The sequence below is a fragment of the Lonsdalea iberica genome (assembly GCF_002111585.1).
In the GTDB taxonomy this organism is placed as follows: Bacteria; Pseudomonadota; Gammaproteobacteria; order Enterobacterales; family Enterobacteriaceae; genus Lonsdalea; species Lonsdalea iberica.
The window spans coordinates 1-21,805 of sequence record NZ_LUTP01000049.1 but is presented as its reverse complement, the minus strand read 5'-3'; the positions used below and the strand labels follow the sequence as shown (position 1 = coordinate 21,805).

The 21,805-nt window shown below is 60.0% G+C and carries 24 protein-coding genes and 1 pseudogene; 16 read left to right on the top strand and 9 right to left on the bottom strand.

Annotation, left to right across the window (positions count from 1 at the left end):
* Positions 1 to 301 precede the first annotated feature (301 nt).
* Both alaC and gspS read left to right on the top strand, forming a co-directional pair.
* Positions 302 to 1,537, top strand: coding sequence for an alanine transaminase (alaC, locus tag AU511_RS14665; protein WP_094110125.1), 1,236 nt, complete (start codon positions 302 to 304; stop codon positions 1,535 to 1,537).
* Between the two features lie 106 nt (positions 1,538 to 1,643).
* Positions 1,644 to 2,027, top strand: coding sequence for a type II secretion system pilot lipoprotein GspS (gspS, locus tag AU511_RS14660; RefSeq protein ID WP_094110124.1), 384 nt, complete (start codon positions 1,644 to 1,646; stop codon positions 2,025 to 2,027).
* On the opposite strand, the gene gspB is transcribed toward gspS, so the two are convergent.
* Positions 2,024 to 2,515, bottom strand: a complete 492-nt coding sequence (gene gspB, locus AU511_RS14655) for a type II secretion system assembly factor GspB (RefSeq protein ID WP_094110123.1) — start codon at positions 2,513 to 2,515, stop codon at positions 2,024 to 2,026. The genes gspS and gspB overlap by 4 nt on opposite strands.
* A gap of 283 nt (positions 2,516 to 2,798) precedes the next feature.
* Between gspB and gspC the strand changes: the two genes are divergently transcribed.
* Genes gspC through AU511_RS14595 form a run of 12 tightly spaced genes read left to right on the top strand, consistent with a single transcriptional unit; the run spans position 2,799 to position 14,089 of the window.
* Positions 2,799 to 3,608 (top strand): type II secretion system protein GspC, encoded by an 810-nt coding sequence (gene gspC, locus AU511_RS14650; protein WP_094110128.1) that lies wholly within the window; start codon positions 2,799 to 2,801, stop codon positions 3,606 to 3,608.
* A 43-nt stretch (positions 3,609 to 3,651) separates the two neighbouring features.
* Positions 3,652 to 5,739, top strand: coding sequence for a type II secretion system secretin GspD (gene gspD / locus AU511_RS14645; RefSeq protein WP_240503846.1), 2,088 nt, complete (start codon positions 3,652 to 3,654; stop codon positions 5,737 to 5,739).
* On the top strand, positions 5,736 to 7,232 hold the full coding sequence (gene gspE / locus AU511_RS14640; protein ID WP_100059681.1) for a type II secretion system ATPase GspE: 1,497 nt from the start codon (positions 5,736 to 5,738) through the stop codon (positions 7,230 to 7,232). The genes gspD and gspE overlap by 4 nt, the downstream gene beginning before the upstream one ends.
* Before the next feature lies 1 nt (position 7,233).
* Positions 7,234 to 8,460, top strand: a complete 1,227-nt coding sequence (gene gspF, locus AU511_RS14635) for a type II secretion system inner membrane protein GspF (protein ID WP_094110122.1) — start codon at positions 7,234 to 7,236, stop codon at positions 8,458 to 8,460.
* Between the two features lie 29 nt (positions 8,461 to 8,489).
* Entirely contained in the window at positions 8,490 to 8,933 is a 444-nt protein-coding gene (gspG, locus tag AU511_RS14630; protein ID WP_026739999.1) for a type II secretion system major pseudopilin GspG, read from the top strand.
* Positions 8,933 to 9,448 carry a type II secretion system minor pseudopilin GspH gene (gene gspH / locus AU511_RS14625; RefSeq protein ID WP_094101488.1) on the top strand — a complete coding sequence of 172 codons (516 nt, stop codon included), beginning with the start codon at positions 8,933 to 8,935 and terminating at the stop codon, positions 9,446 to 9,448. The genes gspG and gspH overlap by 1 nt, the downstream gene beginning before the upstream one ends.
* Positions 9,445 to 9,831, top strand: coding sequence for a type II secretion system minor pseudopilin GspI (gspI, locus tag AU511_RS14620; RefSeq protein WP_094110121.1), 387 nt, complete (start codon positions 9,445 to 9,447; stop codon positions 9,829 to 9,831). The genes gspH and gspI overlap by 4 nt, the downstream gene beginning before the upstream one ends.
* The gene (gspJ, locus tag AU511_RS14615) at positions 9,821 to 10,531 is read left to right on the top strand and encodes a type II secretion system minor pseudopilin GspJ (protein ID WP_094110120.1); all 711 of its coding nucleotides are present in this window, start codon (positions 9,821 to 9,823) and stop codon (positions 10,529 to 10,531) included. Before gspI ends, gspJ begins: the two co-directional genes overlap by 11 nt.
* Positions 10,528 to 11,526, top strand: coding sequence for a type II secretion system minor pseudopilin GspK (gene gspK, locus AU511_RS14610; RefSeq protein WP_094110119.1), 999 nt, complete (start codon positions 10,528 to 10,530; stop codon positions 11,524 to 11,526). Before gspJ ends, gspK begins: the two co-directional genes overlap by 4 nt.
* Positions 11,523 to 12,725, top strand: coding sequence for a type II secretion system protein GspL (gspL, locus tag AU511_RS14605; protein WP_094110118.1), 1,203 nt, complete (start codon positions 11,523 to 11,525; stop codon positions 12,723 to 12,725). The genes gspK and gspL overlap by 4 nt, the downstream gene beginning before the upstream one ends.
* On the top strand, positions 12,722 to 13,216 hold the full coding sequence (gene gspM, locus AU511_RS14600) for a type II secretion system protein GspM (protein WP_094101483.1): 495 nt from the start codon (positions 12,722 to 12,724) through the stop codon (positions 13,214 to 13,216). The genes gspL and gspM overlap by 4 nt, the downstream gene beginning before the upstream one ends.
* A gap of 33 nt (positions 13,217 to 13,249) precedes the next feature.
* Complete coding sequence (locus AU511_RS14595; RefSeq protein ID WP_094110117.1) at positions 13,250 to 14,089, top strand: prepilin peptidase; 840 nt, start codon at positions 13,250 to 13,252, stop codon at positions 14,087 to 14,089.
* A gap of 123 nt (positions 14,090 to 14,212) precedes the next feature.
* Here AU511_RS14595 and ypdK read toward each other — a convergent pair whose 3' ends face one another.
* Both ypdK and AU511_RS17495 read right to left on the bottom strand, forming a co-directional pair.
* A complete protein-coding gene (ypdK, locus tag AU511_RS18020; protein ID WP_139823924.1) occupies positions 14,213 to 14,287 on the bottom strand; it encodes a membrane protein YpdK in 75 nt (24 codons plus the stop codon).
* A gap of 70 nt (positions 14,288 to 14,357) precedes the next feature.
* Positions 14,358 to 14,534 carry a hypothetical protein gene (locus tag AU511_RS17495; RefSeq protein ID WP_167372046.1) on the bottom strand — a complete coding sequence of 59 codons (177 nt, stop codon included), beginning with the start codon at positions 14,532 to 14,534 and terminating at the stop codon, positions 14,358 to 14,360.
* A 61-nt stretch (positions 14,535 to 14,595) separates the two neighbouring features.
* Between AU511_RS17495 and AU511_RS14590 the strand changes: the two genes are divergently transcribed.
* Positions 14,596 to 15,084, top strand: coding sequence for a YbaK/prolyl-tRNA synthetase associated domain-containing protein (locus AU511_RS14590; RefSeq protein WP_094101481.1), 489 nt, complete (start codon positions 14,596 to 14,598; stop codon positions 15,082 to 15,084).
* Between the two features lie 272 nt (positions 15,085 to 15,356).
* Positions 15,357 to 15,932, top strand: coding sequence for an RBBP9/YdeN family alpha/beta hydrolase (locus AU511_RS14585; RefSeq protein WP_094110116.1), 576 nt, complete (start codon positions 15,357 to 15,359; stop codon positions 15,930 to 15,932).
* 1 nt (position 15,933) lies between these two features.
* Here the strand turns inward: AU511_RS14585 and AU511_RS14580 are convergent, their stop codons facing one another.
* From AU511_RS14580 to AU511_RS14555, 6 genes and pseudogenes are all read right to left on the bottom strand, one after another.
* Complete coding sequence (locus AU511_RS14580; protein WP_094110115.1) at positions 15,934 to 16,350, bottom strand: hotdog fold thioesterase; 417 nt, start codon at positions 16,348 to 16,350, stop codon at positions 15,934 to 15,936.
* Between the two features lie 111 nt (positions 16,351 to 16,461).
* The gene (gene dhbA / locus AU511_RS14575) at positions 16,462 to 17,220 is read right to left on the bottom strand and encodes a 2,3-dihydro-2,3-dihydroxybenzoate dehydrogenase (protein WP_094110114.1); all 759 of its coding nucleotides are present in this window, start codon (positions 17,218 to 17,220) and stop codon (positions 16,462 to 16,464) included.
* The gene (locus AU511_RS14570; protein ID WP_094101477.1) at positions 17,217 to 18,095 is read right to left on the bottom strand and encodes an isochorismatase; all 879 of its coding nucleotides are present in this window, start codon (positions 18,093 to 18,095) and stop codon (positions 17,217 to 17,219) included. The genes dhbA and AU511_RS14570 overlap by 4 nt, the downstream gene beginning before the upstream one ends.
* Positions 18,095 to 19,722 (bottom strand): annotated as a pseudogene (locus AU511_RS14565) ((2,3-dihydroxybenzoyl)adenylate synthase). The gene AU511_RS14570 and the pseudogene AU511_RS14565 overlap by 1 nt, the downstream one beginning before the upstream one ends.
* Positions 19,719 to 20,906, bottom strand: a complete 1,188-nt coding sequence (locus AU511_RS14560; protein WP_100052996.1) for an isochorismate synthase — start codon at positions 20,904 to 20,906, stop codon at positions 19,719 to 19,721. The pseudogene AU511_RS14565 and the gene AU511_RS14560 overlap by 4 nt, the downstream one beginning before the upstream one ends.
* Positions 20,907 to 21,177: 271 nt before the next feature.
* Positions 21,178 to 21,805: TonB-dependent siderophore receptor (locus AU511_RS14555; RefSeq protein WP_139829394.1), on the bottom strand; the 628-nt coding region annotated here is incomplete at its 5' end.

Sequence of the window (21,805 nt, the reverse complement as noted above, 5' to 3'; positions counted from 1 at the left end):
GTTAGTTCGGTAATAAAGACGTCGGCAGTTTACGTCGACTCGCTCCCTTTTTTGACTCCTTTTCTACGGATGTTCAAATAATAAATATTTCTGAAAATAACAGGGGAAGTCGACTCGTTTGTCCCGATGGGGTGGGGGGGCGCCGTCATTTGCCGTTTCGTTTGAGGGGGGAAGGTGAGTGAAGTTTTTACGTTGAGCTTATCGACAGCGCCCGGAAACTGGGATAGCGTGAAGACTGACTCGCTCGCGAGTTAATACGTCGCTCGGACGGTCCGGGCGCTTACGTGACTACGAGGTATTTATGGCTGATAGCAATTCTCCACGCCGTTTTTCGCGCATTGATCGTCTTCCCCCTTATGTCTTCAACATAACCGCTGAATTGAAAATGGCGGCGCGTCGCCGTGGCGAAGACATCATCGATTTCAGTATGGGAAATCCGGATGGCCCCACGCCGCCGCACATTGTTGAAAAACTCTGTACAGTTGCCCAGCGCGAAGATACGCACGGCTATTCGACCTCTCGCGGCATCCCGCGTCTACGCAGAGCGATATCGCGTTGGTATGCCGATCGCTATCAGGTAGATATTGACCCGGATAGTGAGGCTATCGTCACCATCGGCTCCAAAGAGGGGTTGGCGCACCTGATGCTGGCAACCCTCGATCATGGTGACACGGTTTTGGTGCCCAATCCCAGCTACCCCATTCATATTTACGGTGCGGTGATCGCCGGCGCGCAGGTCCGCTCGGTGCCGCTGGTGGAGGGCGTTGACTTCTTCAACGAGCTGGAACGCGCTATTCGCGAAAGTATTCCCAAACCCAAGATGATGATTCTGGGGTTTCCTTCCAATCCGACGGCACAGTGCGTCGAGCTGGACTTCTTCGAGCGGGTCGTGGCGCTGGCGAAACAATATGACGTACTGGTCGTGCACGATCTGGCCTATGCCGACATCGTCTATGACGGCTGGCAGGCGCCTTCCATCATGCAGGTGCCGGGGGCCAAGGATATCGCGGTAGAGTTCTTTACTCTGTCTAAAAGCTATAACATGGCCGGATGGCGGATTGGTTTCATGGTGGGTAACCCCGAGCTGGTGAATGCGCTGGCCAGGATCAAAAGCTATCACGATTACGGCACGTTCACGCCGCTGCAGGTGGCTGCGATTGCGGCGCTGGAAGGCGACCAACAATGCGTGCGTGATATTGCGGAGCAGTACCGTCAGCGCCGCAACGTGCTGGTCCGAGGGCTCCATGAAGCGGGATGGATGGTCGACGAGCCGAAAGCGTCGATGTACGTGTGGGCGAAAATACCGGAAACGTACGCGCACTTGGGGTCGCTTGAGTTCGCCAAACGACTGCTGGCCGAAGCCAAAGTATGCGTATCGCCGGGGATTGGTTTCGGCGACTACGGCGACACCCACGTTCGTTTCGCGCTTATTGAGAACCAGGACCGGATTCGTCAGGCGGTCAGGGGCATCAAGTCTATGTTCCGCGCGGACGGTATTCTGCCTGCGTCGCAGAAAAAACACGGCCATAGCGCCTAGCATTATAGCCTCAACGGAGAGGCCGACTCTCGTCGTTCGCCTTATTGTCAGACGACGATAGTTCGGCTTTTCCCACGGATGTTTTATCAAAAGGACGAATCAATTCATGCGTTTCACTTCGCTTCACATCATCGGTTTCACCTTCTGCTGCCTGATTATCGCCGGCTGCCAGTCGTCTTCTCCGTCACGTTCTGCAAACGCCAGCGCCACTCAGGATGAGCAAATTAATCAGCTCGCGTCGTTGGTCGCCGCCGGAAAATATCTGCGCACGCAGTGTAACCGCAGCGATTTGCCGGATGACAATACGCTCATGCGCGGCGCGCTGCGTCAGGGTGAAAAGAAGGGATGGGATGTCAGCGGGTTTCAAATGTTGCCGCCGCTGAGCGATACGCTCTATGAAGGACTCCTGAAGGATGGAACGCCGAAAGATCAGCAGTGCTCGGCGTTTAATCTGTCGGTTTCTCCGTTCCTTAGCGCGATTCGTGGTTAAAGTAACGGCGATTTCTTCTCAGAAAATTCTGGATTTCCGCCCGGCCAGTCTTCCAGCGCATCCAAAATAAAAGGCTCACCGTTGACGCTGAACACGGTGACATCCTGCTGAATTTGTTCGATCACTACGCCGTTAAACGGACTATCGCCTTCACGAAAGCGTTGGTTGTTCAGCGTGATGCTGCGCCGCTCCGGTTCCGACGTAAACACATGTGCGCTGTAGGTGAAGGCAGGCAATTCGCCGTTGTCCGACGAAGGGGCGGCCGGCATGGGCGCGGCGCTGGCGGCGGGCAAGGTTGTCGCGTGGCTGGGCGCCGCCGTGACGGTGTGGGGCGGAAGCGTTGACGCCTGGCGGAATTCTTGCCAGCGCTGATGTCCCAACCATCCCAACGCGAACAGCAGCAGGGCGTAGAGGACACGCAGGTAACCGGGAATGACATAGCCACGATAAATCGGGGACGATGGGGTTACTTCCGGCGCGCTGTCCAAATTTTTTCCTTAAATATCATGCGTTAGCTTCCTTTTTTATTCACTTTGGGAGCGCCGGGGTTCCCGAATTGACGGACTTGCGCGAAGGCTCGCATATCGAGAATAAAAAACCGGTCTAGCGCGGGAGCGCGCTCGGCGGGCGTTCCTTAATTCGGCTGTTCGTGGCATCATATACCCGTTTTTTTCTTAGGGGAATGGATTGCCTGAGGGGCGACGGCAGGGCCTAAATAGCTCTGATTGATGGGGCGGGCATCGTTGCCAAGGCATAGGGATAATGTTTCTCATGAACAAAATAAAATGGCCATCGTTGACGCCACGGACGCTCCGACGGGGCCTGCTGGCGCTGTTTCTGTTGTTGACCGTTCTGCAGATGGCATCGTTGTTTCAACACCGTGATCCGGTGCCGCTCCCGGTTGTCGCCCGATCGGCGACGCCTCAGCCACCTTCCTCTCTTGAACTACCCAACGACTACTCTCTGTTTGGCGTCGCGCCCAAAAAAGAGGCCGCTCCCGATCTGGAAGTTGAACATCCCGATGCGCTGCCGCTTTCTTCCCTGCATCTGTCGCTGACGGGCGTATTACTGAGCGAGGATGCCGCGCATTCAATCGCGATCTTCAGCAAAGATAACCAACAGTTCAGCTGTAGCCCCAACGAGTCTTTGCCTGACGACGACGCAAAACTGGTCGCGATCCACCCCGACAGCGTGGTTCTGCTTTATCAGGGCCGTCATGAGGTCTTGCGGTTGTACGAACAACCGGGCGGCGAAGAGTCCCAGACCGATACGGCTGCCCTACAGCAGCTCCAGCCGCGGCCTTCCTCCCCGATTAGCGATTACCTTGAGCTTGCGCCGCTGATTGACGGCAACAAATTGAGCGGATACCGCATCTCGCCGGGGCGGCACCCTGATGTTTTTTACCGAGTGGGACTGCAGGATCGCGATGTGATTATCGCGTTAAACGGACTGGACTTGCGTGATATGGCGCAGGCAAAAACCGCCATGGAGCGGATACCGGAAATTCACACATTTACCCTGACCGTCGAACGTGAAGGGCAACAACAAGATATCTACATGGAAATCGGGGGCGAAGAGTAACGTGCGGAGCAAAGGAGTGATCAAACGATGGGAGCGAGCGGCAATCGGCTCGCTGCTGTTGGCATCTTGCTGGTGCTGGGGCGCAGAGTTTTCCGCCAGCTTCAAAGGAACTGACATTCAAGAGTTCATTAATACCGTCAGTAAAAACCTGAATAAAACCGTCATTATCGACCCCAGCGTGCGCGGCACTATTACCGTGCGCAGCTACGACATGATGAACGAACAGCAGTATTACCAGTTCTTCCTCAGCGTGCTGGACGTCTATGGGTTTTCCGTCGTTCCGCAGGACAATGGCGTCCTGAAGGTCGTGAGAGCCAAAGATGCGAAAACCTCCGCCATCCCGCTGGCCAGCGATGAGCAGCCGGGCCACGGCGATGAAATCGTGACGCGCGTGGTCGCGCTCAATAACGTCGCCGCGCGTGACCTGGCGCCGCTGCTGCGCCAGCTGAACGACAGCGCCGGGGCGGGAAGCGTCGTCCATTATGAACCGTCCAACACGCTGTTGATGACCGGCCGCGCGGCAGTGGTCAAGCATATGATGGAGATCGTTGCGCGGGTGGAGAAAATAGGCGGACGGGAAATGGTCACGGTCCCGCTGAGCTTCGCGTCGGCGGACGATATGGTCAAGCTGGTGAACAATCTCAATAAAACCGACGAAAAAAATGCGCTGCCGAGCAGCATGTTGGCCAATGTGGTGGCGGACAGTCGGACCAACTCCGTCATTGTCAGCGGGGAAGAGAAGTCGCGTCAGCGCGCGGTGCAGATGATTCGTCAACTCGACCGTAAGCAGGTGGTGCAGGGCGGCACCAAGGTCATCTATCTCAAATACGCCAAGGCGGTTGAGTTGCTGGAAGTGCTGGCGGGAAGCGGCACCAGCGGCAGCCGTAATAGCTCCAGCACTCCTGGTACGTCGCACAGCACCCAAAACAGCGGCAGCAGTTCTTCCTCCTCATCATCTTCATCGAATAGCGAAGACAGCGCTTCGTCTAATAGCAGTAGTCTCGGCTTTGGCTCGGCGTTCAGCTCCAGCGGCAGCTCGGGCGGCAAAACCATCATGATTCAGGGGAAAGAGGTCACGGTCCGCGCGCACGACCAGACTAATGCGCTGATTATCACCGCGCCGCCCGACATCATGAGCGACCTGGAACAGGTCATCGACCAGCTGGATATCCGTCGTCCCCAGGTGCTGGTGGAGGCTATCATCGCCGAAGTGCAGGATGCGGACGGTTTGAATCTCGGCATCCAGTGGGCCAACAAGCGGGCGGGCATGACGCAGTTCACCAGCACCGGTATGCCGATTTCGACGGCTATGGTTGGCTCCGATCAGTATCGCGCCGACGGCACGCTGACGAGTAGCTACTCCAGCGTGCTCAGCAGTTTCAGCGGGATTGCCGCCGGATTTTATCAGGGCAACTGGTCGATGCTGCTCACGGCGCTGTCCAGCAACTCCAAAAACGACGTGCTGGCGACGCCCAGCATCGTCACGCTCGACAACATGGAAGCTACCTTCAACGTCGGGCAGGAAGTGCCGGTGCTATCAGGCTCTCAGACGACCTCGGCGGACAACATCTTTACTACCGTGGAACGTAAAACCGTCGGCATCAAGCTGAAGGTCAAGCCGCAGATCAACGAAGGCGACTCCGTGCTGCTGCAGATTGCGCAGGAGGTCTCCAGCGTGGCGGACTCCTCGTCGAGCAGTACCAGCAGTCTGGGCGCGACGTTTAACACCCGCACGGTCAACAACGCAGTGCTGGTAGGAAGCGGTGAAACTGTGGTGGTCGGCGGACTCCTCGACAAGACTACGTTGGAAACCGACAGCAAGGTGCCTTTCCTCGGGGATATTCCGGTGATCGGCAACCTGTTTCGTTCCAAAAGCCGTCAGGTGACCAAACGTAATCTGATGCTGTTTCTCCGTCCGACCATTATTCGCGACGGTATGCAGTATCAGACGGCGACGGTCAACAAATATCGCGCCTTCAACGAGGAGCAGCAGCAACAGCGTGGCGCCACGCGCGCCAGTGGCGCAGTGCTGGATAACGACACGCTGCGTTTGCCTGCCGGCGGAGACACGATGGTCTTCCGTCAGGTACAGGCAGCCATCTCGTCGTTTTATACCCGGGAGGGGCGATGAGCGTGCGGGACGTGGCGGCTTCAGGACTTCATCCCGTCCTGCCGTTCGCCTACGCCCGCACCCATAAAATACTGCTGTTGCAGGAAGAGCAGCGGACGCCGGCGCAGGTTTTCTGCGTAGGTGAAACGCAGCCCGATGCTTTTCTCGAAGCCCGACGCGTGGCGGGCAGTTCATTAAGCGTGAGCTGCCTCAGCGAAGCGGAGTTCGAGCGGGCGCTGGTGCAGCACTACCAGCGTGACTCCGCCGCCGCGCAGCAGCTGATGGAAGACATCGGCAACGATATCGACTTCTACACGCTGGCCGAAGAATTGCCGGACAGCGACGATCTGCTGGATGCGGAGGACGACGCGCCGATCATCCGCCTGATCAATGCCATGCTGACAGAGGCGATCAAGCACAAAGCCTCCGACATCCATATCGAGACCTACGAACGAAACCTGCTGATCCGCTTTCGCATCGACGGTGTGCTGCGTGAAATCTTGCGCCCGCCGCGTCAGTTGGCGCCGCTGTTGGTGTCCCGCATCAAAGTCATGGCGAAGCTGGATATCGCTGAAAAACGCGTGCCTCAGGATGGACGCATGGCGCTGCGCATCGGCGGCCGAGCCATCGATGTGCGCGTGTCGACGCTGCCCTCCAACTACGGTGAACGCGTGGTGCTGCGCCTGCTGGATAAAGACAGCGTGCGGTTGGATCTGGCCGCGCTGGGCATGAGCGCCGCGCACCAGCGTGAGATGGACGAGCTAATCCACCGTCCGCACGGCATCATTCTGGTGACCGGGCCGACCGGATCGGGGAAAAGTACCACGCTGTATGCGGCGCTCAGCCGCCTCAACGCCACCGAACGTAACATCATGACGGTGGAGGATCCTATCGAATATGAGTTGGACGGGATCGCCCAGACACAGGTGAACACCAAGGTCGGCATGACGTTCGCACGTGGGCTGCGCGCCATCCTTCGTCAGGATCCGGACGTCGTGCTGGTGGGGGAAATCCGCGACGGTGAAACGGCGCAGATCGCCGTGCAGGCTTCGCTGACCGGGCATCTGGTGCTGTCGACGCTGCATACCAACAGCGCGTTGGGCGCACTCTCCCGCCTGACGGATATGGGTGTGGAGCCGTTTTTGTTATCGACGTCCCTGCTCGGCGTGTTGGCGCAGCGGCTGGTGCGAACTCTGTGTCAGGACTGTCGCCAGCCCTACACGGTCAGCGCTGAACAGGCGCAGCTGATGGGTATTGCGCCCGGCACTCGGCTGTATCGCGCCGGGGGCTGTCCTCTTTGTAACGAGACGGGCTATCGCGGGCGAACCTCGATACATGAGCTGCTGCCCATCGACGACGACGTTCGAACGGCGATTCACCAGCGGGAAGGGGAACAGCAAATTGCACAACGGCTGGGCGAACGCTGGGGATCTTTGCGCCAGAGCGGCCTGCAGCAGGTCATCGCCGGTCATACCACCTGGGATGAGGTGGTGCGCGTGACAAGGGCGGAATGAGATGGCGCTGTTTCACTATCAGGCGCTAAACGCGCAGGGAAAACGCAGCCGCGGCGTTCAGGAGGCCGACTCGGCGCGGCAGGCCAGACAGCTGCTGCGCGAGAAAGGTCTGGTGGCGTTGGCGCTGGAAGCGCAACGCGATGCGGGGCCGTCGGAGGACGAAAGATTCTTCACGCTGCGGCGGTCTCAACGCATCGGGGCCAGCGATCTGGCGCTGCTGACCCGACAGCTGGCGACGTTGGTCGCCGCGGCGTTGCCGTTGGAAGAAGCGCTGGCGGCAGTGGCGGAGCAGAGCGAGAAGGCGGCGCTCCGCACGCTGATGGCGGCCGTGCGGGCCAAAGTCGTCGAAGGACATTCGCTGGCGGAGGCGCTCAGCAGCTTTCCCGGCAGTTTTGAGCGGTTGTACTGTGCGATGGTGGCGGCGGGCGAAGCCTCCGGCCATCTTGATATCGTTCTCAATCGGTTGGCGGACTACACCGAGCAGCGTCAGCAGATGCGCAGCCGCATTCAACAAGCGATGATTTATCCCTGCGTTCTGACGCTGGTCGCCATCGCGGTGGTGTGCATCTTACTCACCGCCGTGGTGCCGAAGGTCGTGGACCAATTTGTTCATATGAAGCAGGCGCTCCCTTTTTCCACGCGGCTGCTCATGGGGATCAGCGATGCGGTACGTGTCGGCGGCCCGTGGGTGCTGCTGCTGTTGGCGCTGGGGATGATGGCAGGACGCTGGCTGCTGCGACAGGAAAAATATCGGCTGCCTTTCCACCGTTTTCTCCTGCGGCTGCCGGTCATCGGGCGGGTGTTGCGCGGGCTTAACACCGCGCGCTATGCCCGCACGCTCAGCATCCTCAACGCCAGCGCCGTGCCGCTGTTGCAGGCAATGCGCATCAGTGGCGAGGTGCTCAGCAATGACGATGCCCGTCAACGGCTCATGCACGCGACGGAGGCGGTACGCGAAGGCGTTAGTCTGCATCGGGCTTTGCAGCAGACCTCGCTGTTTCCCCCGATGATGCGACACATGATCGCCAGCGGCGAACGCAGCGGCGATCTCGACGCCATGCTGGCGCGCGCGGCAGACAATCAGGATCGCGAATTCAACGCGCAGGTCACGTTGGCGCTGGGACTTTTTGAACCGCTGCTGGTCGTCACGATGGCGGGCGTCGTGCTCTTCATCGTGCTGGCCATTCTCCAGCCGATTCTGCAATTGAACACGCTTATGAGTATGTAATTTCGAATAACGTCAAAGGAAACAATAAAATGGAACAACGTCAGCGGGGATTCACCCTGTTAGAAATTATGGTGGTGATCGTTATTCTCGGCGTACTGGCCAGCCTGGTGGTGCCGAATCTGATGGGTAACAAAGAAAAGGCCGATCGACAGAAAGCCGTCAGCGATATCGTGGCGCTGGAGAGCGCGCTGGACATGTACAAGCTGGACAACAGCCGCTATCCCACGACGGAGCAAGGCCTGTCTGCGCTGGTGAAAAAACCGAGCACGCAGCCTGAACCCCGCAACTATGCGCAGGATGGCTATATTCGTCGTCTACCGCAAGACCCGTGGGGCGCTGACTATCAGCTGCTAAGCCCCGGTAACCACGGCCGCATTGACGTATTCTCCTACGGGCCTGACGGCATGCCGGACAGCGAAGACGACATCGGCAACTGGAATATCGGCAATGGGGCGCACAGCGCGAATCCGTGATGCGTCAGCGCGGATTCACCCTGCTGGAAATGATGCTGGTGGTGTTGCTGGCCGGCGTCTCGGCCACGCTGGTGATGATGACGTTTCCACAGCAAAAGCCGCGGGATGCGCAGTGGCAGATGGCGCGCTTTCGGGCGCAGCTGGAGCGCGCGGTGGCCGACAGTCAACAGAACGATCGCGTATCAGGATTCTATCTCGCGCCGCGCGGCTGGCAGCTCGCGGTGCTGGAGCCTGCTGACGCGTCTGCGCCGGAGGCGTACCAGTGGCAGCCAAGTTCCCCGCTCATCACGCTGCCCGCCGATATCCGGCTGGCCTTCACCGCGCACTGGAAGGAGGGCGAGGTGGATCAGGGCGTGACCTCAACACAGGCATCGCCGACCGTTCTGATCCTGCCGGGCGGCGAGATCACGCCTTTCCGCCTTGAGTTTCAGCCAGGCGAAGGGGACGGCGCCTGGCTGGAAGTTGACGGAAACGGCGCGATCCACACCGCCTTGGCGGAGGGGCGCGGGCAATGAAGCAACGGGGCATGACGCTGCTGGAAGTGCTGGTGGCGTTGGTGGTGTTCGCACTGGCGGGACTGGCTATATTGAAGACCACCGCGCAGCAGGCCAGTACGCTGGGGCGGTTGGAAGAGAAAACGTTTGCCGTATGGATCGCCGAAAATCAGCTGACCGCGCTACGGCTGGAAAAACAGTGGCCGTCGACCTCCTGGACCGACGGCAGCGTGATAGTCGCGGGATCGACGTGGTACTGGCGGTATCGGGGCATTGATACCGGTGACGACAGCGTACGCGCGGTGGATGTCGAAGTGCGCCACGGAAGTCACGACGCCACGCCGGCGGCGGTATTACGCAGCGATTTACCGCAGCCGGCGGAGGATGACGGTGATGAGAATTAACGCCGCGCGCGGGTTCACCTTGCTGGAGATGATGCTGGCGCTGGTGGTGTTCGCCGCGCTGAGCCTCAGCGTTTCATCAATCCTGAACGGGGTGATGCGTCAGGACGAACTGTCAACGCGTAAAGGCGCGCGACTCGAAGAGTTACAGCGCGCCTTTACGCTGATGGAACGCGATTTCACCCAAATAACGCCGCGTCGCAGCGAAACCGCCGAGCCGGGATTATTCGCTCAGCGCAATGGCATTGAAAGCGAAGATGGCGCCGCCAGCTTTATACGCAACGGCTGGTTGAATCCGCTGGGCATTCTGCCTCGTTCCGAGCTACAGCGGGTGGGCTATCGCCTGCGTCATGGCACGCTGGAACGCCTATTTTTCGACTCCCCGCAGCCCTTGCTGAGACAGGAAATGGCGATCCGCCCGCTGCTGACTCAGGTCGACGGTTTCACGATACGCTTCTTCTTCGAGGGCGGCTGGCAGGATCGCTGGGACGATCCCGAGCGGCTGCCGCAAGGGGTTTCGGTGACGGTCAACCTGCGCGATTACGGCGAGATCACTCGCCTGTTCCTCCTGCCGAAGCAGGAGGACCCAGAGGCGAAAGAGAATGACCACGAGCTGGAAGAGGTCGGCAGCGATCAGTCGGGCGATACGGATGCCGATACGACGTCGTCGTCGGGCGACGGCGCATCGGAGGACAGCCAATGAAACGACAACGGGGAATGGCGTTGTTGGTCGTGCTGCTGATGTTGGCGCTGATGGTCATTGTGGCGACGTCGGTCGCAGAGCATACCGGCACGGCTTATCAGCGCACCGATAGCCTGTTGACCCGAACGCAGGCCCATTGGTACGCGCTGGGCGCAGAGGCGCTGATGGGCAGCGTTTTACAGCGTGACGGGCAAGATTCGCCGAAAATCACCTTCATTGGACAGCCGTGGTCGCGTGTCGACAGGCAGAGGCTGGACGACGGTCGGGAAATGGTGGGGCAGATTCATGACGCGTCGACCTGCTTAAATTTGAATGCCCTGCAACCGCGGCCTAAAAACGTCAGAACGTCAGAAACCCTTTCGACGGCGAAGGCGTCTGATAAAACGCCTTATGCCGCGCAGGTTTTCAAGCAATTGATGGTGGTGCTAGGCGAGAAGGGCGAGCGGGCGGATGCGGTTACCGCCGCCGTGAGAGATTGGCTGGACGAAGACAGCGAGCCGCGGACCGGCGGCGCCGAAGAAGACGCTTACCCGCGCTATTTGCCGGCGAATCAGCCGATGGCGGATGTATCCGAACTGCGGGCGATTAACGGGGTGGATGCGGACCTTTATCGACGGTTGCTGCCCTATGTGTGCGTACTGCCATTCGATAAATTCACCATTAATATCAATTCATTGACGCCAAAACAGGCGCCGCTGCTGTCTGCGATGCTGATGGGAAAATTCAGCCCGGAGGAGGCGGAACGCGTAATAGCGTTGCGCCCTGCGAAAGGCTGGCAAAACGTTGATGCCTTTATGGGGTTGCCGCAGCTGCCGGAGTCCGGAAAAAACAATCTTCGGCAGGCTCTGGCGGTTAAAAGCGACTGGTTTTTCGGTGACGTCCGCATTCAGGGAGAAGAGGGCGCGTTTTATCAGCTTAGTTTGTTTCATCGCCATAAGCGGCGCATTGATGTCATACAACGGCAGTACGGGGGATACAGGACGATGAACCGATGAGTAATAGAATGCCGGCCGGCGAGATTCAGCACCTGACCTTGCGCCTGGGCGCAGAAGACGACCCGCAGGTTGAATGGCTAATCGGAACCTCTTCGCCTTTTCATGTTCTGACGCAGGGCGTCGGGACGTTGGACGAATTGCACGCCGAATTGGTGCGCTATCCGGTGAGCTCCGCCCGTGTTTGGGCGCCCGCTACGGCGATGGCGTTTCACACGGTAACGCTGCCGCGCCGTACTCAGCGTCACTGGCGGCAAGCCATTCCGTTTATGCTGGAAGAGCAGTTGGCGTCGGATATCGAGCAGTTACATTTTGCCGTCGTCGCCCGGCAGGGAGAGCGCTTCACCGTGGCGGTGATGCAAAAAACGCTGATGACGCGCTGGGTGGCGCAGTGCCAGTCCATCGGTGTTCATATCGATGCCATTCTGCCGGACGTGTTGGCGGTGACGCCGGCGGAAGAGGGCTGGAGCGCGGTGCTTCATCGGCAGACATGGCTATTCAGAACGGCGTTTGGCGCGGGCATGGCGGCGGAAGAGACGTGGTATCGAACGTTGCTGGACAGTCACAACGCTCTGCCTGTGATTGATAGCTACAGTCCCCTCCCGGCGGGCGTGGAAAACTGGCGTGCGCTGCCGGAAACGTCGCTGATGACGATGGCCGCGAACGCCCCTGCTATGCCGGGCGCGGATCTTCGTCAGGGCGACTTCGCCGAAGGCGAGCCGTGGCGCGAGGCCGTCGCCCCTTGGCGCGGCGTGATCGCCGCTGCCGGTCTTTACCTGCTGGCGCTGACAGGCAGCAGCCTGTGGGATCACTATCAGCTTTATCGGCAGGCCGCCTTTTGGCGGGAAGAAAGCATCCGGGTCTACCAGGCGATGTTTCCCGACGACAAGGTGGTCGTTAATCCGCGCACTCAGATGCAGCAGCACCTCCGGGCCGCAGGAAGCGGCAATCCGGCGGCGTCGCTGGCCGCGCACGTTGGGCGTTTGCAACAGCTGGTGGCCCCCCACGACGGGCTGCAGTTGATCACGCTGGGGTACGATCGCCGACGGGGCGAGCTGCGGCTACAGCTACGCGCGGCCTCGTTTGTACAAATGGAGCAGTTTCGTCAGCAGGCGTCCGCCTACTACGACATCCCGCCGGGAGAAATGAAGCAAGAGCGGGATCACACGGAAGGTCAATTGGTGCTAAGGAGCAAGCTATGAACATGATGTTATTGCAGCAGCGCTGGCTGGGGATGCAGCCACGGGAGCGCCTCTTACTGACGATAGCCGCCGGACTGTTGCTGGTGTGGTTGATTTACAGTCTGCTATGGCAGCCCTGGCACCAGCAAGGGATACGCTGGCGTCAGGCCGCCGAGCGCGAGCGACAGGCGGTGATCTGGATGCGCCAGCAGGAGTCCAGACTTCCGCCACCCGGCGCGCAGCCTCGCGACGTCGAGGGGCGCGAGATCAATCTGACGGAATTGATCCCCCAAAGCGCCGCCCACAGCGGCATTACCATCCAGCGCCTTCAGCCGCAGGATGATCGCATCATGCTGACGCTGTCCCCCTGCGATTTCGCCACCCTGATGCGCTGGCTGGCGGAGCTGGAACAGAAAAACGGCGTGGTGACACAAGAGCTTGAGGTGGCCGCGCAGACAGACCACTCGGGCATTGTTGCCGTTAACAAGCTGTCGATGGAGCGGTTGCCTTAACGCTTTTTTCCCCCTGAAAAAGGAACGATGCTCATGGAGTTAGCTGCGTTTGCCGGTTCGTTTCCGCTGGTGTGGCTGGCGGCACTGGTGCTGCTGGGGCTCATTGTCGGCAGTTTTTTGAATGTTGTGATCCATCGCCTGCCGGAGATGCTGGCGCGACGCTGGCGGCAAGAGGCCTATCGAACGCTGGAGATGGACGAACCGGAGCCCGGGGAGCGTTATGATCTCTGCTGGCCGCCGTCATCTTGCCCTCGCTGTCGCCAGCCGTTGCGCCTCCGAGACAACATCCCGCTGCTGAGCTGGCTATGGCTGCGCGGCCGCTCGCACTGCTGCGGGCAGCCGATTTCCCGGCGTTATCCGCTGACGGAGCTGATGGGCGGACTCCTGTTTCTACTGTCGGGGTTACTGTGGCCGCCGGGAGAAGCGCTGCTGGGCGGTCTGGTGCTATTCAGCGTTCTGCTGACATTGGCGATGGTGGATATCCAAACCCGTCTGTTGCCGGATGTATTGACGCTGCCGCTGTTATGGGCCGGACTGTTATTTAATGTTGACGGTACATTCGTGCCGCTCTCGCAGGCGGTGGTAGGCGCGGTGGCGGGATATGTCTCTTTGTGGCTGATCTACTGGGCATTTCGCTGGTTTTCCGGCAAGGAGGCGCTCGGTTACGGCGACTTCAAACTGCTGGCGGCGCTCGGGGCGTGGCTGGGATGGGCTGTCTTGCCGAATCTGGTGTTGATCGCTTCGCTGGCGGGACTGATGCTCACGCTGTTATGGCGATTGATCCGCGGCGGCAGTTTACACGCCTCACTGGCCTTTGGCCCTTGGCTGTCGCTGGCTGGCGCGATTGGTCTGATTTTAAACGCTGTGGGATAGCGGAACTTCGGCCCCAGAATGGGGCAGGTTATTAGCAGGCTGAAGGGGTCCGTCAGCCTGTCATTGGCACTGAAAGTGATGATTTTACCCAGAGGGGATAGTGTGCTCGGTCGTGGGGCCGAATCAGTTCACCATCAGCATAAAAGTTCCAATCCATAGAACCAAAATAAATGAAACCGCAATAAAGAAGTACTTCACTGATTATTCTCTCCTGCAACCACCGTGTCGCGATGATGATTGTATCGCTATGATGCGCATTAGTTGTCCATTATGCAGAGAAACGATTGCCCGATGAGTCAGGCTGAGGCGCTTTCTGGTCGGAGATGACGGCATGGCTGGAGCCGTATTTTACCGGCGCCCAATCTACGCTGGGTATGGGGAGGAATTCAAGAGGTATACCCGGCAGAATGCGGAAATCGAGTGCGATCGCACGGATCTTTGCCACTTCGCCATCTGCGCGTTTATTCTGTGTGCGGGTTGATGAGATAACGGAGACAGGAAAACCGATGCAAACACCTTCTATTTTCTCGCAATTATGCGCACGGCTCGATCAGGGACAGGCGCGTTATCGGGTTATCGAACATGCCAGCGCTGGACGCTCGGAAGAGGTCGCCGCCGAGCGCGGTACGGCGTTAGGCCAGGGTGCCAAAGCGCTGGTATGCCACGTCAAGGGTAACGGGTTACGCCAGCATGTTCTGGCGGTGCTGCCTGCCGATTGTCAGGCGGATTTGCAGCGGCTGGCTCAGGGGTTGGGCGGCACCCGCGCTTCGCTCGCCAGCCCGGCCGAAGTGGAGACACTGACGCGCTGTGTATTCGGCGCGATTCCGCCGTTCAGCTTCCATCCCGATCTGCTGTTAGTGGCGGATCCACTCCTGTTTTCCCGTTTCGATGAGCTGGCGTTTAATGCCGGATCTCTGGAGCGTTCGTTGATATTGAACACACAGGATTATCGGCGCATTGCTGAGCCGCGCGAGCTGGCATTTATCCGGTCGTAGCCCGTTGAGACGGGTGAAAATCCCGTACTTAAGCCTTTTCCGTAACGCCAGATGCCCTGTGACGGAGCGCAAAGTTTGATGCAGATAACCCCGATACAAATGCAAATCACCGTGATAGGCTGTTAACTTAAGCTATATTGTTATCAACTTGTAAAAAAATGGAGCCTCCACGCATGCCGGACGACGACAGCGTGTCAACATGGGGGCGCAGGGCCAGTCCTGCGCCGATGTCGCTCCATCCAGGCAGTCAATGAACAGGGAGAAAAAGTCTGATGCAGACGACAGAGTTGGACCTGCGGTTGGCGGAAATCGACCAACGCATAAAGATGGTGCTGGTGCCGGGATTGCGCGACAGTGGTGAAGAGCACTGGCAAAGCTACTGGCATCAGCGTTACCCGTTTTGGCGCCGCGTCAGCCAAAAAGAGTGGTTTCCGGCCGATCTCGACCGCTGGGCGTTGGCGATCCGCCGCGAGCTGGCGGAGTGCGAGCAACCGGCGTTACTGATCGGCCATAGTTTTGGCGCGCTGGCCTCGTGCTATGCGGTGCAGGAGGCGATGGAAGGGATTGCGGGCGTCATGCTGGTTGCGCCGGCGGAGCCAATGCGTTTTGAGATAGAAGAGCGTATTCGCGCCGAGCGGCTGAGTGTTCCCGCGCTGGCTTTCGCCACTCACAACGATCCGCTCATGACCTATGAGCGCGCCAAGCACTGGTCGCAAGCTTGGGGCTGTGAGCTGGTCGATGTGGGCGAAGGCGGCCATATTAATGCGGAGTCCGGTTTCGGAACCTGGGAATATGGCCTGCAACGGCTGGCGGATTTTGCAGAGAGTCTCATTCCGCGGGAAGCCTGAGCTACGCCCCCAACACCGTGGTGGTGAGCCGAACGATGCAACACAGCTTACCCTGCGGCGTAAACACCTCAATTTGCCAAACCTGATTTTTCTGCCCGAGATGCAGCGGCTGGCATACGCCGCGCACCTCCCCCTGACTGACCGGACGCAGGTGGCTCGCGTTAACTTCCACGCCGACCACACACGCCCCCGGCTCACTGCACAGATAGCCGGCCATCGATCCCAGCGACTCCGCCAGCGCGACTGAAGCGCCCCCATGTAGCAGTCCGAAGGGTTGGCGCGTGCGATCGTCCACCGGCATCGTGGCTTCCAGAACGCGTTCGCCCAGGTGGGTAAATGCTATCCCCAGATGAGACAGCAGGTTCGCTTCCGTCATCTGATTAAGCTGCTCAAGCGTCACATTTCGCTTCCAGATCATGCGTTTTATCCCCTCCTGTTGACGACGACCGCCGCCGGAGCGGCGACGATCTGCCTCAAGCCCTCAAGCCCTCAAGCCCTCAAGCCCTCAAGCCCTCAAGCCCTCATGATCCTATGCGCCGAGCGTCGCGCCGCCGTCGATGACGATGTCCTGCAACGTGATATGGCCCGCTTTCGACGAGGCCATAAACAGCACGGCGTCGGCTATATCTTCAGGCCGGGCGATTTTACGCAGCGGGATCCCGAGCTTGTACTGTTCCGGAAAACCCTCGATGGTGCGCTGCTCGGCATCGGGCGTGTGCCAGAGGCTGCGCTGCATCGGCGTATCGGTGGAGCCGGGAGAAATCAGGTTGCAGCGCACGCCGTAGGGCGCCAACTCCAGCCCGACCGTCAGACATAGGCTGCGCAGCGCGGCTTTGGACGCGCAATATGCCGCCATACCGACGCGCGGCACGTGCGCGGCGTTAGAGCCGATGGACACGATGGCTCCGGAGCGCTGGCGCTGGAACTGCCGCAGCGTGGCCTGGAACAGGTTGAAGGCGCCTCCCGCATTGACGCCGATGGAGTCCAACCAGTCTTGCTGGCTGAGGGTTTCCGTCGCGCCCATGCGCAGGATACCCGCGCCGTTCACCAGCACATCCAGCTGTGGCGTGCGCGCCAACAGCTCGCCGCAGCTGTCGGCGACGGCGGCCGCATCGCTGATGTCCAACTGACGGCGTAAAAACGGGACGTCGGCTTCGTCGAAGTCGACGTCAAAGCCGGTGACGTCGGCGCCCGCCTGCGCGAAGCGGCAGGCGATGACATAGCCGATGCCGCGCCCGGCGCCGGTCACCCAGACTTGCTTGCCGCGGAATTCCGCCTCCAGACTCATGCTTCCTCCCGTTGCGGTTCAGTCAGCAGGTGCAGCCAATGCGCAATCGTGGGATTTTTCACCAGCGCGACAAAGTCCAGATCGTGTCCGGCCTGACGCCAGCGCGCAACCAGCGACATGATACGCACGGAATCCAAACCGTAATCCAGCAGGTTTTCATCGTCTTCCAGATCTTCGCTGCCTTCATCCAACAAGGGCAGCAGTTCGGCCCGTAGCTGTTCCCGGCTATAGCCGGGAGCGGGCGCGATCTCCGCCAGCAGCTGATTGACGGTGGCGACGCGGCCACAGCGTCCGGCGGCGTAGCGCAATGCCATCATGTGCTCTTCCTGCGAAAAGTCGGCCAGCGCATCGGCCGCCATGAACGGCTGGATGTCGCGCATAAAGGCGTCGTTGGCGGTAGTGAGGCAGCCGATGTGGGCGTACACGCCGCAGATGATCAGCTGGTCGCGGCCCGCTTTCTTCATCTGTTGTTCCAGATCGGAACGCACAAACGCGCTATAGCGCCATTTCACCAACACGGTATCCCCGGTTTCCGGCGTCAGCGCCGGGATGATTTTCTGCTGTTCGGGATGCTGGGTGATGCCCGGTCCCCACATGTCGTTGAGCAGCGCGCGGTCGCTGTCGCTCTGCTGCTGCGGCTGTGCCGTGTAGAACACCGGGATGCCCTGCTGGCGGCAGATCTGTTTAAGCCGTGCGATGTTCTGCACCACCCGTGCCGTCAAGGGGCTGTCTTCGCCCCAGAAATTCAGGAAATACTGCTGCATATCGTGGATCAGCAGCGCCGCCCGCTGAGGCTCAACCGTCCAGCGCACTTTGTTGGCGGGCAGTTGCTCTGCGGAGGGAAGCGGGTAGGCGTTCAGTTTGGGGATACTCATCAATTATTCTCCTGCTGAGAAGGGGCGAAGCGTTCCTGCGCCATCTGGCGCAGACGTTTCTTATCGACTTTTCCGACCGGGGTTTCCGGCAGGGCGGACAGGGTTGCCACGCGGTCGGGCAACTTGTAATCGGCGATGCCCAGTTCGCGCAGATGGCGGCGAAGCTCGACGGGTTTGAGTGCCTGACGGGTGACGATAAAAGCGCAGCTTTTCTCGCCCATTAGCGCATCGGGTACGGAGACCAGCGCGGCGTTAATGACCTTGGGATGACGCAGCAGCAGACTTTCGATCTCCTCGGCGGCGATTTTCTCTCCGCCGCGGTTGATCAGGTCATTCTCTCGTCCGACGACCTGCAGATAGCCGTCGCATGCCGAATAACACGGTCACCGGAGCAGTAAAAGCCCTGCGCGTCGAACGCCTGTCGATTTTGCGCGGGACTGCGGTAATAACCGCGAAACGTATAGGGGCCGCGCGTCATCAGCTTCCCTGCCTGACCGTGCGGCAGGGGATTGCCGTTGGCGTCGGCCACCCACACTTCGTCGTCGGGGCTGATCGGGCATCCCTGAGTGGCGTAGCGGTGCGCGTCGTCGTCGTCCAATCGCGTGTAGTTCACCAGCCCTTCCGCCATGCCGAACACTTGCTGCAACTGGCAGCCCAACTCTGCCGGGATACGACGCGCCAGCGATTCGTTCAGTCGCGCGCCGCCGACTTGAAGCAATTGTAGACTGTCGAGCGCGGCGCGTTCGACAGGCGCGGCGGCGGTCTCAAGCCACAGAATGACCGCGGGCGGCACCAGCGCGGCGACGGTGGCCTGATGTGCGCGAATCAGCGGAAAGCAGCTGCTGGCGCTGGGATCGGGCGCGAGGATGACGCTGCCGCCCGCATAGAACGCCCCCAGCGCACCCGGTGAGCTGAGCGAGTAGTTATGCGCCGCCGGCAGCGCGCACAGATAGCGGGTCGCGGCGGTGAAACCGCAGATGTCCACGCTGGCGCGCACGCTGTAGTAATAGTCGTTGTGGGTGCGGGGGATCAGTTTTGGCGTACCGGTGCTGCCGCCCGAAAGCTGGAAAAAGGCGACCTGGTCCGGCGGTGTGGGGGTTGGCGCCGGCATGTCGATGTCATCATTCATTAGCGCGGACAGATCGTCATCGCCGTCGTCGCCCAGCAAGACGACCTGCGTGAGCGACGGGCAGCGATCACGCAGCTGGCCGACGAAACGGTCATCGGAGAAGAGGGGATGACGCCGATCCGCAATCAACAGCTTCGGCTCGATCTGGTCGGCGTAGGAGTACAACTCGCTGCGTTGGTGGCTGGGAAGCGCATTAACGGGAACAATTCCGGCGCGCAGCAGCGCGAAGTAGACGATGTAAAATTCGGCGATGTTGCCCAGCTGTACCAGTGCGGTATTGCCGCAGCGCATGCCGCGTTGGCGCAGAGCCGCCGAGAGCCGGGATGCTAACCGATCCAGTTGGCGATAGCTGAACCGGCGTTCGCCGCAGATGACGGCGATGGCGTCGCTGTCTTTGTGGCGGGTGAGGATGTCGTCCAGCGGCGCATCGGTCCAGTAGCCGCAGGCCCGATAGTGTTGTTCCAGCGCGGACGGCCAGCGGTTGAATTCGATGATCATGCGGCGCACTCCCTGTCTTGCTGTAACCCGAACGCGCGCAGCATGGTGCTGAGTTTGACGCCGGTTTCCTGCCATTCGGAGAGCGGCTGGGAGTCCGGCACAATGCCCGCGCCTGCGAACAGCCGCACCCGAGTGTCCTGCACTTCGCCGCAGCGAATGGTCACCGCCCACTCGCCGTTGCCCTGTGCGTCGCACCAGCCGACGATGCCGCCGAAACGTTGGCGATCGAACGGCTCCAGCTCGCCGATGCGGTCCAGGGCCGGCTGGAACGGCGTGCCGCACAGCGCGGGCGTGGGGTGCAGCAGGCAGGCCATCGACAGTGCGTTTTCTCGCGGGTCGATGACTTCGGCCTGAAGATGGGTGGCCAGATGCCACAGCACCGGCGTGCTGATGAGCGTAGGCTCAGGCGGCAGCGTCAACGAGCGGCAGCGCGGCAGGAGCGTGCGCTGCATCTCTTCAATCACCAACTGGTGTTCATAGTGGTCTTTGACAGAGCGTTGCAGCGCCTGCTGTAGCCGGTGATCTTCGCCGGCATCGTTGCTGCGGCGGCTGGAGCCTGCCAGCGGCTGCGAGGCGATCGTCGCGCCCTGTTTGCGCAACAGCAGTTCGGGACTGGCGCCCACCAGACAGCCGTCCGCCAGCGGCAGGTGGAAGTTGTAGCTCCACGGATTTTGCTGATTCAACTGTAATAGCAGCGAGAGGGTATCGAGCGGCTGCTCGGTTTCGATATCCAGCAGACGCGAAAGTACGATCTTGTTCAGTTCGCCGTGTTTTGTGGCGTCGATACCGGCGCTGACCATCCGCATGAATGTCTCTTGTTCCGGTATTTGTTGCTGACGGAGAATACGGGGAAAGGCGTCCGCCACCGGGCGATTGGCCAGCGTCTCCCGCTTGATCCAGCGGTACGATGTGGGAATTTGCAGGCTGACCGGCTGGCGTTTATCGAAAGGGATCGCGCCAACCAACAGGGGGTTGTCGAGACCGTCGCGCTGCGCCTGTTCAAACAGCTGACGCATCTGGCGCTGGAATGCGCCGTTCAGGTCGTCGCCGTCATCGGCCGGGTGGCTTAACGTAGCGTAGCAGCCGCGGGCATGCAGGCTGGCGGTTGGCGACAGGAATAGCATGTCGTCTCGGCGTAGGTCGCTGATATCCGACGCGGAAGACTTGGCAGATAGCGTAGACACAGTCCGTTCCTTATGGTTGATTCAAAAAAACGAAATAACGCGCCAGGCTTATTTCGTCGAAATTATGCTGTGGTAATCACCGGTCCCTTCATTGGAATCCTCCCGTCGGGACGCTTTTTTGCCGTTACAAATAACGGAGTGCGCAGAGCCGTGAACACGGGCTACGCGAATAATGCCTCCACGGCGAATGCTCAAGGCAATAAATAAAAATGGGCGGACGCGAAATGCCGTCCGCCGGCGTGCTAGCGGCGATGATGCATAGCCATCGCGTTTACCAGCTGTAACTCACCGTGGCGACGATGCTGCGTCCGGAGCCGTAGAAGCAGGCGGACGTATTGCTGCATGATGAGACGTAGTGTTTGTCAGCCACATTGTTGACGTTGAGCTGCACGGCCGCGCCTTTCAGGCTGGCGGCGGCTTCGCCCAGTTCGTAACGCGCCATCGCATCGAACAAGGTGTAGTGAGGCACTTTGAAGCTTTCGGCGTTATCGCCGTAGCTGGTGCCGACGTAACGTACGCCGGTGCCCAGCGTCAGGCCTTTCAACGCGCTATCCAGGAATTGATAGGTTCCCCAGGCGGACGCGGTGTGGCGCGGAATCGATGCGGGCGCCTTGCCTACCTGCGACGCGGTATTGCTCTCGCGGGTCTCCGCATCGGTGAAGGTGTACGCGCCCATCAGGCTGATTTCCGGAGTCAGCTGGGTATGCGCTTCCGCTTCCACCCCCTTCGATTTCACCTTGCCGATCTGCTCGTTGTAGCCGGTGATGCTGTTGTAGGAAGTGATGTTCTTCTGGGTGATGTCGAACAGCGACAGCGTCAGCAGCGTATTGCCGCCGGGTATTTGATATTTCAACCCGACTTCGGACTGCTCGCCGGTGGTCGGCTTGAATGGGTCGCTG

Coding starts and splice junctions, on each gene's coding strand:
- alaC (WP_094110125.1), top strand. CDS start 302: ATGGCTGATAGCAATTCTCCACGCCGTTTTTCGCGCATTGATCGTCTT.
- gspS (WP_094110124.1), top strand. CDS start 1,644: ATGCGTTTCACTTCGCTTCACATCATCGGTTTCACCTTCTGCTGCCTG.
- gspC (WP_094110128.1), top strand. CDS start 2,799: ATGAACAAAATAAAATGGCCATCGTTGACGCCACGGACGCTCCGACGG.
- gspE (WP_100059681.1), top strand. CDS start 5,736: ATGAGCGTGCGGGACGTGGCGGCTTCAGGACTTCATCCCGTCCTGCCG.
- gspF (WP_094110122.1), top strand. CDS start 7,234: ATGGCGCTGTTTCACTATCAGGCGCTAAACGCGCAGGGAAAACGCAGC.
- gspG (WP_026739999.1), top strand. CDS start 8,490: ATGGAACAACGTCAGCGGGGATTCACCCTGTTAGAAATTATGGTGGTG.
- gspH (WP_094101488.1), top strand. CDS start 8,933: ATGCGTCAGCGCGGATTCACCCTGCTGGAAATGATGCTGGTGGTGTTG.
- gspI (WP_094110121.1), top strand. CDS start 9,445: ATGAAGCAACGGGGCATGACGCTGCTGGAAGTGCTGGTGGCGTTGGTG.
- gspJ (WP_094110120.1), top strand. CDS start 9,821: ATGAGAATTAACGCCGCGCGCGGGTTCACCTTGCTGGAGATGATGCTG.
- gspK (WP_094110119.1), top strand. CDS start 10,528: ATGAAACGACAACGGGGAATGGCGTTGTTGGTCGTGCTGCTGATGTTG.
- gspL (WP_094110118.1), top strand. CDS start 11,523: ATGAGTAATAGAATGCCGGCCGGCGAGATTCAGCACCTGACCTTGCGC.
- gspM (WP_094101483.1), top strand. CDS start 12,722: ATGAACATGATGTTATTGCAGCAGCGCTGGCTGGGGATGCAGCCACGG.
- AU511_RS14595 (WP_094110117.1), top strand. CDS start 13,250: ATGGAGTTAGCTGCGTTTGCCGGTTCGTTTCCGCTGGTGTGGCTGGCG.
- AU511_RS14590 (WP_094101481.1), top strand. CDS start 14,596: ATGCAAACACCTTCTATTTTCTCGCAATTATGCGCACGGCTCGATCAG.
- AU511_RS14585 (WP_094110116.1), top strand. CDS start 15,357: ATGCAGACGACAGAGTTGGACCTGCGGTTGGCGGAAATCGACCAACGC.
- AU511_RS14580 (WP_094110115.1), bottom strand. CDS start 16,350: ATGATCTGGAAGCGAAATGTGACGCTTGAGCAGCTTAATCAGATGACG.
- dhbA (WP_094110114.1), bottom strand. CDS start 17,220: ATGAGTCTGGAGGCGGAATTCCGCGGCAAGCAAGTCTGGGTGACCGGC.
- AU511_RS14570 (WP_094101477.1), bottom strand. CDS start 18,095: ATGAGTATCCCCAAACTGAACGCCTACCCGCTTCCCTCCGCAGAGCAA.